Origin of the sequence: Streptomyces koelreuteriae, assembly GCF_018604545.1 — a bacterium.
Taxonomy (GTDB): domain Bacteria; phylum Actinomycetota; class Actinomycetes; order Streptomycetales; family Streptomycetaceae; genus Streptomyces; species Streptomyces koelreuteriae.
This window is the reverse complement of the sequence record NZ_CP075896.1, coordinates 8,448,580-8,460,634: the sequence shown is the minus strand read 5'-3', so window position 1 is coordinate 8,460,634 and position 12,055 is coordinate 8,448,580. Positions and strand designations below refer to the sequence as shown.

Below are 12,055 nucleotides of genomic sequence, written 5' to 3'. Positions count from 1 at the left end.
CCAGGATCATCCCTTTACCGCCCGCTATCAACCGCGGCGCATCATTCGTGACGGTGTCAGCTCCGGTGAGCGCGCAGGGCGGCGAGCGCCCGGTCGGCATGGGCGTTCATGCGCAGCTCGCTGCGGACGACGTCGAGGACGGTCTGGTCCTGTGCGATGACGAACGTGGTCCGCTTGGTGGGGGCCAGGGAGAAGCCGCGCTTCACGCCGAACCGCTCGCGGACCGTGCCGTCGGCGTCGGACAGCAGGGGCATGCCGAGGGAGTGCGCTCCGGCGAACTCCTGCTGCCGCTCGACGGTGTCCCCACTGATGCCGACGGGGCGTGCGCCGGCGGCGGCGAACTCGGCGGTGAGGTCGCGGAAGTGGCAGGCCTGGGCGGTGCAGCCGGGGGTCAGGGCGGCCGGGTAGAAGAAGAGCACGACCGGGCCCTCGGCGAGCAGCCCGGACAGGCTGCGGAGGGTTCCGGTCTCGTCGGGCAGCTCGAAGTCCTCGACCTTGTCCCCGGTCTCGACGCGCGCGCTCACGACCGGCCCTCCGCGTTCCGTGCGACGCCGCGGGCCCAGAGCACGAGCGGCACCTGCAGGGGCAGGCGTCCGAAGGCGGCGGCCTTCTGCGGCGTGGGGCGGTGGCGCCAGTCGGCGGCCATCTTCACATTGGCGGGGAACACCCCGACGAAGAAGGCCGTCGTGGCCAGCGCGGCCGCCTTGCGGGTACGGGGCGCGGCCAGGCCCGCGGCCAGCGCCAGCTCGGCGACGCCGCTGGCGTAGGTCCAGGTCCGGGGCGTGCCCGGCAGAGCGCGCGGAATGGTCGCGTCGAACGAGCGTGGGGCGGCGAAGTGGGCTACCCCCGCGGCGGCCAGCAGGCCGGCGAGCAGTAGGGGCGAGCGTTCGGACCGGGACACGGTTCCTCCTCTGATGGCCTGCCGCGCGATATTACCGGGCGGTAAAGGGGTGGCCGGACCGGGGTTCGCCAGGTCAGCCGCGGCGGTTGTGGGCGCCCGGGGTGTAGCCGAACGAGCGGCGGAAGACGTCGATGAACGCGCTGGCGGAGGACCAGCCGCAGCGGTGGGCGACGGTCGTGACGGGCAGGCCGTCGGCCAGCATCCGCAGGGCGTGGTAGAGCCGCGACTGCGTGCGCCACTGCGGGAAGGTCATGCCGAACTCGGCGCGGAAGAGCCGGCTCAGGGTGCGCTCCCCCACCCCGGTGGCGGCGCCGAGCGCGGCGAGGGTACGGGCGTCGGCGGGGTCGGCGTGCACGAGCGCGCAGACGGCGGCCAGCCGGGGATCGGCGGGCGTGGGCAGGCGCAGGGGCTGCTGCGGCGAGTGGCGTAGCTGATCGCGCAGGACGGCGCGCAGCCGGCGACGCTCGGGGCTGTCGTCGCCGGGGTCGCGGGTGTAGGCGAGGATCAGCTCGCGCAGCAGCGGGCTGACGGCGAGGACGGCGGGGTGGTCCAGGCCGAGGGGGTTGTCGTCGGCGGGCAGGCCGACCAGGTGCAGGTCGAGGCGGCCGTGGGCGCGGTGGGCGTGCACGGTGCCGGCGGGAACCCAGATGGCGCGGGTGCCGGGCGCGAACCAGGTGCCAGAGTCGGTGGTGACGGCGACGACGCCTGCGCCCGCGTAGACGATCTGGTGGTCGTCGTGCCGGTGCGCGTCGATACGGTCTCCGGCGGTCAGCCGCTGGGCGCGGGTCGGCGCCTCGGGGGTGTGGCGGATGTTCGGCACAGTCGGGCAGATTATCGGAAGCGGGCCATGCGTGCCGCCGAGGACGATCGCCGGATGACCGCTTCGAGACGCGACCGACCCGTCCTGTTGATGTCCCTGGGGCACGCCTGCGTGGACGTGTACCAGGGAGCCGTGGCCGCTCTGGTGCCGTACTTCGTCGCCGAGCGCGCCTACTCCTATGCCGCCGCTTCGGGTGTCGTCCTGGCGGCCTCGCTGCTGTCGTCGCTGGTGCAGCCGCTGTTCGGGGTGCTCACCGACCGGCGGGCGATGCCGTGGCTGCTGCCGCTCAGCGCGCTGACGGCCGGGGCCGGCGTGGCGCTGAGCGGCGTGACCGGCTCCTACGCGCTGACCCTGGCGGCGGTCGCCGTGTCGGGGGTCGGTGTGGCCGCCTACCATCCGGAGGCCGCCCGGGTGGCGCGGGCCGTCGCGCGCGGTCGGCACACGGGGATGAGCTGGTTCTCCTTCGGCGGCAACGCCGGTTTCGCCCTGGCACCCCTGCTGGTCTTCGCCGTGGTGGCCACGGGCGGGCTGGACGCCTCACCTCTCCTGGTCGTCCCCGCCCTGGCGGGCGCGGCCCTGTGCGCGGCGGCGGTGCGCTCGGCCGGGTCCTGGGGCGAGGGCGGCGGCGCGTCCGTCGCCGAGGGCCGGGACGACTGGGCGTCGTTCCTGCGGATGTCCGGGGCTGTGGTGTGCCGCTCGGTCGTGTTCGTCGGCCTGAGCGCGTTCGTCTCCCTGTATGTGCGGGAGCGCACCGGGGGTGGGGAGGCGGCCGGTACGGCGGCGCTGTTCGTGCTCTACGCCGGTGGCGCGGTGGGCACGCTGGCCGGGGGCAGGCTGGCCGAGCGGTACGGGCGGATGGCGGTGGTGCGCCGGTCGTACGCCCTGACCGTCCTGGCCGTGGCCGGTCTGGTCCTGGTTCCCGGGCCCGCGGTGTATCCGTTCGTCGCGCTGACGTCGGCGGGCCTGTACGTGCCGTTCTCGCTGCACATCACTCTGGGCCAGGACTTTCTGCCCCGGCGCGTGGGCACCGCGAGCGGTGTCACGCTGGGCCTGACCGTGAGCGTCGGCGGCCTCGCCGCCCCCGCGATCGGAGCCCTGGCCGACGCGACGTCCCTTCGGACGGCGCTACTCCCACTGATCGCGCTGCCCGCACTGGGCCGCCTCCTGCTGTGCCGACTGCGCGAGCCCTCGCCGCCGGGCCCCTCGGTCGCCGAGCGGTCGGATCCGCGGGACCCGGCCGCACGGTGACCTGTCATCAGACGCGACCCACGGCAGCCTGGATCAAGGGCCGCCCACCGGCGCGGTCTGCGGCTCGGGCTCCTCCTCGACGGCGTGGGCGAGGAAGTCGTCGACCATGCGGTGGAAGAGGCCGGCGAGCTGCCGCAGCTCCTCGGGCGACCAGTCGGACAGGGCCATCTGCATGCCGCGGACGCCGGCCTCGCGGACCTTGGCGATGGCCTGCCGGCCGGCGTCGGTGAGCTCGATGCGCTGGGCGCGCCGGTCGTCGGGGTCGGGGACGCGGGTGACGTAGCCGGACTTCTGCAACTGCTGCACCGTGCGCGTGACGTGCGAGGCTTCCACACCCAGCCGCGCGGCGAGTTCCCCCGGCCGCAGCGGCTCGGAGTCGGCGACCTGCCGCAGCAGCGCGACGGCGGCCCGGTCGAGCGGCACGCCCGCCAGGGCCATCAGCCGCTCGTGCTGGCGGGCGCGCGTGCTCAGGTACGTGATACGGGTGAGCGCACGCTCGATCTCGATCACTTCCGGGGAGGGGACGTCGGGGAGCGGTGGTGTGGACATGGGAGCCACTTTACCATCTCGTTGCGTAACTCAAGTAAATCACTCCAGGAGCCGGATCGCGGCGGCCGGGCAGACCACACCGCCGGACATCGACGCCGTTCAGGCGAAAGACGCGGAGAACGCGCGTGACCGCGCCCCGGTGCGTCCACACCTCACCCCGTGGACCTGCCGCTGATCCCGCCCATGCTCGCCACGCCCGGCACCCTGCCGCCCGCCGCTCAGGACGCGCGCTGGGCGTACGAGACCAAGCAGGACGGCCAGCGTGTGGTGGTCTATCTCCCCGGGGACGGCAGCGTGCTGCTGCGGGCCCGCTCCGGGGAGGACATCACGGCCGCGTATCCCGAACTGGGGCCGCTGGGCACCGCGCTCGGGCCCATGCCCGCCGTGCTGGACGGGGAGATCCTGGCCCTGGACGAACAGGGCCGCGCGAACTTCCAGTTGCTCCAGTCCCGGATGGGCCTGGCCCACGCACCCGCCAGGGCGGCGCGGCGAGCCGCGGAGGTCCCGGTCCACCTCGTGCTCTTCGACCTGATGCACCTGAAGGACCAGGCGCTGATCCGGCTCCCCTACGCGCGACGCCGCTCGGCGCTGGAGGACCTCGCGCTCACCGGACCCGCCTGGTCGACCCCGGCCGCACTGGTCGGCCACGGCGCCGAGGCCCTGGCCGCCACCCGCGCGCACGGCCTGGAGGGCCTGGTCTGCAAACGGCTGGACTCGGTGTACGAACCGGGGACGCGCTCCCGGGCCTGGATCAAGATCCGCAACATGCGCACCGAGGACGTCCTGGTCGGCGGCTGGCAGCCCGGCAAGGGACGGCTCACCGGGCTGCCGGGCGCGGTGCTGGTCGGGCAGCGTGTCGCGGGGCGGCTGCGGTACGTCGGGAACGTGGGCACCGGCTGGAGCGAGGCCGAACGGACCGAACTCGCCGGGCTGCTGCGGGCCGCCGCGACCGACATCTGCCCCTTCGACCCGGCCCCGCGCGCTCCGGGCGCGCACTGGGTCGTCCCCCGCTTGGTCGGCGAGGTCCGCTACAGCGCCCGCACCCGGGAGGGCCTGTTGCGGCAGCCGTCCTGGCTGCGGCTGCGGCCGGATCTCGCGCCCGGGGAGGCGGCGGCGGACATCCCGGACGACTTGGTCTGAAGCGGCGCCCGGGCGCCGGTTGTTGGGCAGTGATTCACTTCTGAGATCCTTCCCTCCTCTTGGCATGGACGCGTTCAGCCTGGAAGCTGAACCTCCCTTTCCCCCACAGCCGTTGGGCTGCGCCCGGAACATGAGGAGGACGCAGTGTCGTCACGCCCGTTCGCACACCGCAGGAGATGGGTCACCGGTCTGGCCGGTGCGGCCGCCCTCGTCCTCGCCTTCCCCGCCACGGCCTTCGCCGCGCCGCCGAGGGCGCTGCCCGCGAACGCGGAGTCGCTGGAGCAGACGTACCAGCCCGCCTACGACTACGACACCGACGGCTGCTACTCCACGCCCGCGATCGGCCCGGACGGCACGGTCAACGGCGGGCTCAACCCGACCGGCGCCCTCAACGGCGACTGCCGCGACGCCTCGGACCTGGACAACACCAACGGCTACGCGCGCTCCAAGTGCAACAACGGCTGGTGCGCGATCCTGTACGCGCTCTACTTCGAGAAGGACCAGGCCGTCGCCGGGAGCAGCATCGGCGGCCACCGGCACGACTTCGAGCACGTCGCGGTGTTCGTGCAGGACAACCAGGTCAAGTACGTGTCGACGTCCGCCCACGGCTCGTTCGACGTGCACGCGGCGTCCGCGGTCCGCTTCGACGGCACGCACGCGAAGATCGTCTACCACAAGGACGGCGTCAGCACGCACTGCTTCCGCCTGGCGAACTCGGGCGACGAGCCGCCGGAGAACCACAAGGGCACCTGGCAGTACCCGGCGCTGGTCGGCTGGAACGGCTACCCGGCCGGGGTGCGCGACAAGCTCACGTCCTACAACTTCGGCAGCGCCAACTTCGGCCTGAAGGACGCCAACTTCGCCAACCACCTCGCCTCGGCCAAGCCGTCCGGCATCGCGTTCGACCCGTACGCCTGATCCCGGCGCCTCATCCCGGCGCCTGATCCCGCTCGCTCCGCCCGGGGATCTAGGTCCCCGGGCGGGTCCGGCTTCCGCCCCGCGTCCGATCCGTCGGCGCGGGGCGTCCGCATAGCGTCGCGTCATGGACACCCACGACACGACCGGGACCCTCGAGGAAGCTCTCGAACGGCTCCACGCCTCGGGCCCGGAGCGGCTCGGCCGGCTCACCAACCACGCCCCCATGGTCGTCGAGGCGCTCACCGCGCGCGGCCGGGCCGATGCCGTGCACCGCTGGCTGGATCTGTACCGGAACAAGCTGGAGGACTTCCCCGCTCCCCTCGCGCCCGTGACCGACGCCGACTGGCGGGAGGCCCTGGGGGATCCGCGCCGGGCCGCCGACTGGATCACCCACTTCACCCGGGCGCTCACCGAGCGGCCGTGGCGGGAGGTCCTCGCCGTGTGGTGGCCCCGGCTGCTGCCCGGGATGTACGGCGGCTCCACTCACCCCGTGATCCGCGTCGGGCATGCCGTACGCGCACTGGAGGCCGGGGAGAACGCGCCGCGGTTCGCCGAACTCGCGCACGGACTGGGCTACTGGGCGGCCCGGCACCGCCCCGTCTCCGGCGTCGAACCGCTGCCCGCCGCACCGGACGCCGCGCGCTCCCTGGACGCCGTGCCGCCGATCGACGACCCCCGGGGCGGATTCCCCGACCGGCTGACGGCCGTACGGCGACTGCCGCTGTGGGCCGGCGACGTGAGCGACCCGGACACGGCCCGGGCCCGCCTCACCGAGCTGGTCCGGGCCGCGACGCACCGGTACGCCACGCACGGGCACGGCCAGGAGATCATGCTGGTGCACGCGGCGACGGCACCCAACGCCGTACTGCGCACCCTCGCCTCCCTGCCGCGTGAGCTGTGGGCGCCGAGCCTGCACGCGGCCTGGACGGCGTCGGCGGCGGTCACCGCCATGTACGCCACCGCCGAACCCGTCGCCGCCGTCCCCGCACCGGACCGCACGCCCGAGGAAGTGCTGGAAGCGGCCCTCGCCCATGGCGACGAACACGTCATCAAGCTCACCGACACCGCCCTCGACGTCGGCGACGGGCGGGCCCTCGCCGCGGCGCTGCGCGCGGTCGAGCTGAGCGAGCCGCTCGTCCCGAACTGACGCGCGACGCCGGGCGGTCGGAGGGAGGTACGGCACGAACGCGTCCGCGAGAGGGTCTATCGTGTCCGCATGTCCGTCCCCGAACTGATCCGTATCGTCTCCCGCGACTCGCCCATGGCGCTCGCCCAAGTGGAGCGTGTCCGGGCCGAGTTGGCCGCCGCCCATCCCGGAGTGCGCACCGAGGTCGTGCCGGTGAAGACCACCGGCGACAAGTGGATGGGCGATCTGTCCCAGGTCGAGGGCAAGGGCGCGTTCACCAAGGAGGTCGACGCGGCGCTGCTGGCCGGGGAGGCCGATCTCGCCGTGCACTGCATGAAGGACGTGCCCGCCGACCGGCCGCTCCCCGCGGGCACCGTGTTCGCCGCGTTCCTCAAGCGGGACGACATCCGGGACGCCCTGATCCATCCCGGCGGGCTCACCCTGGACGAACTGCCGGCCGGCACCCGGATCGGCACCTCCTCGGTGCGCCGGGTCGCCCAACTGGCCGCCACGCATCCGCACCTGGAGTGTGTGCCGTTCCGCGGCAACGCCAACCGCCGCCTGGCGAAGCTCGCCGCCGGAGAGGCCGACGCGCTGCTGCTCGCGGTGTCCGGCCTGGAGCGCATCGGCCGGGAGGACGTGATCAGCGAGATCCTGTCCACGGAGGCGATGATGCCGCCCATCGGCGCGGGCGTGCTGGCGCTCCAGTGCCGCGAGGGCGACGCGGACCTCATCGACGCGGTGAGCGGACTCGGCGACCCGGACACCTACCGGGAGACGACGGCCGAGCGCATGTTCCTGCATGTGCTGCAGGGGCACTGCAACAGCCCCATCGCCGGGTTCGCGCGGGTGGACCGCAGTGGCGAACTGTCCCTGCGGGCCTGTGTGTTCACCCCGGACGGCAAGACGCGGCTGAACGCCCACGAGTGGGCGGGCCGGCTCGACCCGGCCACGCTCGGCACCTCGGTCGCCGTGGCCCTGCTGCGTCAGGGCGCCCGCGAGATCATCGACGGCATCCCGCACTGAGCGGTCGGCGGGATGCCCTGACGCCGGATCAGGCGGTGCCTTCCTCCGCCTGATCCCGCAGGAAGACGCTCACCTGGTGCGCCAGGCTGTCCCGCACCGCGCCCTGCTGGGTCCCGGCGGGCCCCTCGTGGACACCGATGCCGCCCGACCACAGCCGGCGCTCGGTCCACTCCTCTTCGACGCGCAGCTGGACCTGGACGTCCACGAGGCTCAGGGACGCCTCGGTGCCGGCCGCGTACAGCACGGCGGTGGCCCGGCGCAGCGGATAGACGTCGAAGCCCTCGATGAACTGCGAGTTGCGCCAGTCGAGGAAGGCGCTCTCGCCGTCCGGGCCGATCCGTACGTCGATCTGACCGTCCTCGAGATGGACGCCGAGGTGCCGGCGGCCGCGGTTCTCGACGGTCACGCGGAGGCAGAAGTACGTCAGCCCGTCGGCGGCGTCGTCACGGCCGCGGGGTGGCTCGGCCGGCTCCAGACGGTGGACGCGGACCCGCAGACCGGCATGCTCGTCGTACTCCTGCCAGTCCCCGACCACGTTCGGCTCGTACACGGTGCCCCTCTCGACCTCTGGAAGCTGCTTCCTATCTGTGGTCTCAGCGCACTGTCAAATGAGCGGAATGCGCTGTGGCCAGGCAGTTCATCCCATTTGATCGGCGATCAAGCCGTGCCCAGCGGTTATCCGGAAACAGTCGGAGAAAGCGGTTGCCGAGGCGTGCCGCACATCACTTTCCCGAGTGAAGATCAACGGGCCAGCCGGCCCAGCAGGGCCGAGGCCGCGGTGACGCCGAGCGCGGCGGCGACGAGCAGCACCGCGAAATCGGCCGCCAGATGGTGGGGCGTGCCGAGGAGGAGTCCGCGCAGGGCGTCCACCTCGTAGCTGAGAGGGTTGGCCTTGCTGACGGCCTGGAGCCAGCCCGGCATCACGGACACCGGGTAGAGGGCGTTGGAGCCGAAGAAGAGCGGCATGGTGATCGCCTGTCCGAAGCCCATGAGGCGGTCGCGGCTCAGGACGATGCCGGCGATGGTCATCGACAGGCAGGAGAAGAAGGCCGAGCCGAGGACGACGATCGCGGCGACGGCGAGCAGTTTCAGCGGGTTCCAGGTCAGCGCCACGCCGAGCAGGGCCGCGATGAGGAGCACGACGACCGCCTGGACCAGCGACTTCACACCCGCGGCGAAGGCCTTGCCGGTGATCAGAGCCGATCGCGGAGTGGGCGTGACGAGCAGCTTGTTGAGGATTCCGGCGTCGCGCTCCCAGATGATCTGGATGCCGTAGAAGATGGCGATGAACATCGCGGACTGGGCGATGATGCCGGGCGCCAGGTAGTCGACGTAGGGGATGCCGCCGGTGGGGATCGCCCTGATGCGGGTGAAGGTCTGACCGAAGATCAGCAGCCAGAGGGCGGGCTGCACCGCCCGGGTGTACAACTCGGTGCGGTCGTGGCGCAGTTTCTGCAGTTCGACCGCGCACATCGCGCCGACGCGGGCGGGCAGCAGCCGCCATCCGGCGCGGGGCCGCGGGGGCTTCAGCAGCAGGGCGACGGTGTCGTCGCGGACGGGGTCAGCCGACACGGCGTGCCGTGCGGCGGGTGCTTCGGACATCGCGGAAATCTCCTGCCTCGTCGTCGAGACCGCTGCCTGCCACGTCACGGAAGACGTCCTCGAGCGTGGGCAGCGTGTCCGTGGCCGTGCCCGCGGCGCGGCGGCGTGCGCCGAGCCCTTCCCTGAGCTCGTCCGGGGTGCCGAGGGCGCGGATCCGGCCGCGGTGCATGAGGGCGACCCGGTCGCAGTACTGGTCGGCCTCGTCCATGTAGTGGGTGGTCACGAGCACGGTCATGCCGGTGGCCGCGCGGACGGCGCCGATGTGCTCCCACACGCCGGTGCGGGCGATCGGGTCGAGGCCGATGGTGGGCTCGTCGAGGATCAGCAGGCGCGGCGCGCTGACCAGGGCCTGAGCGAGTTCGAGCCGGCGGACCATGCCGCCGGAGTACGTGGCGGCCAGCCGGTCGGCGGCGTCGGCGAGACCGACCGCCCTCAGGGCCTGGGCCACGCGTTCGGCGCGTTCCCGGCGCGGCACGTCGAAGACGCGGGCGAACAGAGCGACGTTCTCCCGGCCGGTGAGACCGGCGTCCGCGGACAGTTGCTGCGGTACGTAGCCGAGCAGGCGGCGTACGGCCATGCGGTCGCCGGCGGTGTCGTGGCCGAAGACGCGGACCATGCCGGCGGGCACCGGCAGCAGGGTGGTGACGCAGCGGATGGCCGTGGTCTTGCCGGCGCCGTTGGGGCCGAGCAGCCCGAAGACCTCGCCCTGCCGGACCGTGAGGTCGAGCCCGTCCACGGCGTTGGCGGCGCCGAAGGCGTAGGCGAGTCCGGTGCAGGCGACGGCATCGGCCTGGGGTGGGTCGGTGTCCCGGGTCATGACTCCTCGGCCTCCTCGTGCAGGGTGTCGGCCAGCTTGCGCAGGGCCGGGATCGCCGCCAGCAGCGCCTGGCGGTCCGTGTCGTCCAGGCGGGACACATGGCGTCGTACGAGGGCGGCGCGCCGCCGGCGCCATGCGTCGAGCCGTGTCCGTGCGGCGGGTGTGGGCAGCAGCCGGGCGGCCCGCCGGTCGGCCGGGTCCCGCTCGCGGACCAGATAGCCCGCCCCCGCCAGTTGATTGACCAGGGTCGACACGGAGTTGGCCGCCAGCCCGAGGTCCTTGGCGGCGTCCGAGATGCCGATCCCGGGGCGGGTCACGACCAGCCGTAGCAGCTCCGCCTCCGCGCCGCGCAGCCGCGGGTCGGGCATCTCGCGCCGCAGGCGCCGCCTGATCAGCCGCTGGACCCCGACGAGCGCGTCGGCCAGCTCTTCGGGGAAGGTCTCCGGCTCCATGCGGCCGAGATTAGTTCTGTAGCAGAGCTAATCGACCCAAGGAGAGGTCAAGGGAGGCCAAGAGAAGTCAAGAAAGGCCAAGTGGGCGTATTGTCTGAATTGTTTCGTAATCTTCCCGCCCGGGAATGGGCTGTGAAGTGCTTCGGACAGGAGGCACGTCCGTGGGAGCCGCCCGGGCCCCCGGTGCCCGCCGTGAGGTCCGAGTCCGCGCCTTCCCACGGTGTCTGTCCATTCGGCACCTGCTCAGGGAGGTGCGCATCATGCGTATCGCCGGCAGCACCAGAACGCACCCCCACGACGACGCCCCCGACACCGCCGCGGCGTTCGAACGTCTCGCGAAGCTGCCCGAGGGGCCCGAGCGCAAGGCCCTGCGCGACGAGCTGGTCGAGGCCTGGCTGCCCATGGCCGAGCGGATCGCCGTCCGTTTCCGCGGCCGGGGCGAGGCCCTGGAGGACCTGTACCAGGTGGCCGCCCTCGGCCTCGTCAAGGCCGTCGACCACTACGACCCGGCGCGCGGCAACGCCTTCGAGGCCTACGCCGTCCCCACGGTCACCGGCGAGATCAAGCGCCACTTCCGTGACCACATGTGGACGCTGCACGTGCCCCGCCGGGTCCAGGACCTGCGCAACCGGGTGCGGCACGCCGCCAAGGAGCTGTCCCAGACCACCCCCGGCCGCTCCCCCACGGTCGCCGAGATCGCCGAGTACGCCCACCTCACCGAGGGCGAGGTGCGCACCGGCATGGAGGCCCTGGAGTGCTTCTCCGCGCTGTCGCTGGAGGCTGAGATGCCGGGGACGGACGGCTACGCCCTCGGGGACGCGATCGGCGGTCCTGACCCGGCCTTCGACACCGTGGTCAACCGGGTGGCCGTCAGGCCCTGTCTGGAAGCGCTGCCGGAGCGCGAGCGGATCATCCTCTATCTGCGGTTCTTCAAGGGCATGACGCAGAGCCGCATCGCCGAGCAGCTCGGCATCTCGCAGATGCACGTCTCCCGGCTGCTCAGCAGTTGCTTCGCCCATCTGCGTGAGGAGCTGCTGGCCGAGACCGGATGAGCCGCTCGGGACCGCCGGGGGATCAGGCCTCCGGCGGTGTTCCCGGGATCTGCGTCGGTCCGGCGCGGTCGAGGGCGTCCTCCAGCGCGGCCCGTATCCCCTGGGGCATCATGCCGGTGCGCCCCCAGACGAGGATCAGTTCCGCGACGTTGCGCAGCTTGATGTTGGTGTGCTGGGAGACGTCCTTCAGCACGGCCCACCCCTGGTCGGGCGAGACCCGGCCGAGCGCCACGACCATCCCGATCGCCTGGTCCACGACGGCGTGGGAGACGACCGCCTCCTTGAGCTGCTGGATCTCCTCCTGCAGCTCGAAGATCCGCTCCGAGCCCCCGTCCGTGGGCATGGTCACCTCCGGGTCCGGTGCGCCGCTGTCCGTGTGGCCTCGCAGGGTGCTTGAGTGCCTT

15 protein-coding genes are annotated in these 12,055 nt (G+C 72.7%); 6 read left to right on the top strand and 9 right to left on the bottom strand.

Annotated elements, in window-relative coordinates; genetic code table 11:
* Positions 1-56 precede the first annotated feature (56 nt).
* From KJK29_RS38075 to KJK29_RS38065, 3 genes are all read right to left on the bottom strand, one after another.
* Positions 57-524 carry a peroxiredoxin gene (locus tag KJK29_RS38075; protein ID WP_215123984.1) on the bottom strand — a complete coding sequence of 156 codons (468 nt, stop codon included), beginning with the start codon at positions 522-524 and terminating at the stop codon, positions 57-59.
* Positions 521-901 carry a DoxX family protein gene (locus KJK29_RS38070; protein ID WP_215123983.1) on the bottom strand — a complete coding sequence of 127 codons (381 nt, stop codon included), beginning with the start codon at positions 899-901 and terminating at the stop codon, positions 521-523. The genes KJK29_RS38075 and KJK29_RS38070 overlap by 4 nt, the downstream gene beginning before the upstream one ends.
* Positions 902-974: 73 nt before the next feature.
* Complete coding sequence (locus KJK29_RS38065) at positions 975-1,721, bottom strand: AraC family transcriptional regulator (protein ID WP_215123982.1); 747 nt, start codon at positions 1,719-1,721, stop codon at positions 975-977.
* A 54-nt stretch (positions 1,722-1,775) separates the two neighbouring features.
* Between KJK29_RS38065 and KJK29_RS38060 the strand changes: the two genes are divergently transcribed.
* Positions 1,776-2,969, top strand: a complete 1,194-nt coding sequence (locus tag KJK29_RS38060) for an MFS transporter (protein ID WP_215123981.1) — start codon at positions 1,776-1,778, stop codon at positions 2,967-2,969.
* A 33-nt stretch (positions 2,970-3,002) separates the two neighbouring features.
* Here the strand turns inward: KJK29_RS38060 and KJK29_RS38055 are convergent, their stop codons facing one another.
* A complete protein-coding gene (locus KJK29_RS38055; RefSeq protein WP_215123980.1) occupies positions 3,003-3,518 on the bottom strand; it encodes a MarR family winged helix-turn-helix transcriptional regulator in 516 nt (171 codons plus the stop codon).
* Between the two features lie 159 nt (positions 3,519-3,677).
* Here KJK29_RS38055 and ligD point away from each other — a divergent pair, with 159 nt between their 5' ends.
* From ligD to hemC, 4 genes are all read left to right on the top strand, one after another.
* Positions 3,678-4,658 (top strand): non-homologous end-joining DNA ligase, encoded by a 981-nt coding sequence (ligD, locus tag KJK29_RS38050; RefSeq protein ID WP_215123979.1) that lies wholly within the window; start codon positions 3,678-3,680, stop codon positions 4,656-4,658.
* Between the two features lie 144 nt (positions 4,659-4,802).
* Complete coding sequence (locus KJK29_RS38045) at positions 4,803-5,576, top strand: NPP1 family protein (protein WP_215123978.1); 774 nt, start codon at positions 4,803-4,805, stop codon at positions 5,574-5,576.
* Between the two features lie 124 nt (positions 5,577-5,700).
* On the top strand, positions 5,701-6,723 hold the full coding sequence (locus KJK29_RS38040; protein WP_215123977.1) for a questin oxidase family protein: 1,023 nt from the start codon (positions 5,701-5,703) through the stop codon (positions 6,721-6,723).
* 69 nt (positions 6,724-6,792) lie between these two features.
* Entirely contained in the window at positions 6,793-7,728 is a 936-nt protein-coding gene (gene hemC, locus KJK29_RS38035; RefSeq protein ID WP_215123976.1) for a hydroxymethylbilane synthase, read from the top strand.
* 28 nt (positions 7,729-7,756) lie between these two features.
* On the opposite strand, the gene KJK29_RS38030 is transcribed toward hemC, so the two are convergent.
* The 4 genes from KJK29_RS38030 to KJK29_RS38015 all read right to left on the bottom strand — a co-directional run bounded on the left by KJK29_RS38030 (position 7,757) and on the right by KJK29_RS38015 (position 10,599).
* On the bottom strand, positions 7,757-8,278 hold the full coding sequence (locus tag KJK29_RS38030) for a hypothetical protein (protein ID WP_215123975.1): 522 nt from the start codon (positions 8,276-8,278) through the stop codon (positions 7,757-7,759).
* Positions 8,279-8,469: 191 nt separating this feature from the next.
* The gene (locus KJK29_RS38025; protein ID WP_215123974.1) at positions 8,470-9,330 is read right to left on the bottom strand and encodes an ABC transporter permease; all 861 of its coding nucleotides are present in this window, start codon (positions 9,328-9,330) and stop codon (positions 8,470-8,472) included.
* Positions 9,290-10,147 (bottom strand): ABC transporter ATP-binding protein, encoded by an 858-nt coding sequence (locus KJK29_RS38020; protein ID WP_215123973.1) that lies wholly within the window; start codon positions 10,145-10,147, stop codon positions 9,290-9,292. The genes KJK29_RS38025 and KJK29_RS38020 overlap by 41 nt, the downstream gene beginning before the upstream one ends.
* Positions 10,144-10,599 carry a MarR family winged helix-turn-helix transcriptional regulator gene (locus KJK29_RS38015; protein WP_215123972.1) on the bottom strand — a complete coding sequence of 152 codons (456 nt, stop codon included), beginning with the start codon at positions 10,597-10,599 and terminating at the stop codon, positions 10,144-10,146. The genes KJK29_RS38020 and KJK29_RS38015 overlap by 4 nt, the downstream gene beginning before the upstream one ends.
* 260 nt (positions 10,600-10,859) lie before the next feature.
* Between KJK29_RS38015 and KJK29_RS38010 the strand changes: the two genes are divergently transcribed.
* The gene (locus KJK29_RS38010) at positions 10,860-11,651 is read left to right on the top strand and encodes an RNA polymerase sigma factor SigF (protein WP_215123971.1); all 792 of its coding nucleotides are present in this window, start codon (positions 10,860-10,862) and stop codon (positions 11,649-11,651) included.
* Positions 11,652-11,673: 22 nt separating this feature from the next.
* On the opposite strand, the gene KJK29_RS38005 is transcribed toward KJK29_RS38010, so the two are convergent.
* On the bottom strand, positions 11,674-11,994 hold the full coding sequence (locus KJK29_RS38005) for an ANTAR domain-containing protein (RefSeq protein ID WP_215123970.1): 321 nt from the start codon (positions 11,992-11,994) through the stop codon (positions 11,674-11,676).
* Positions 11,995-12,055: the final 61 nt, after the last annotated feature.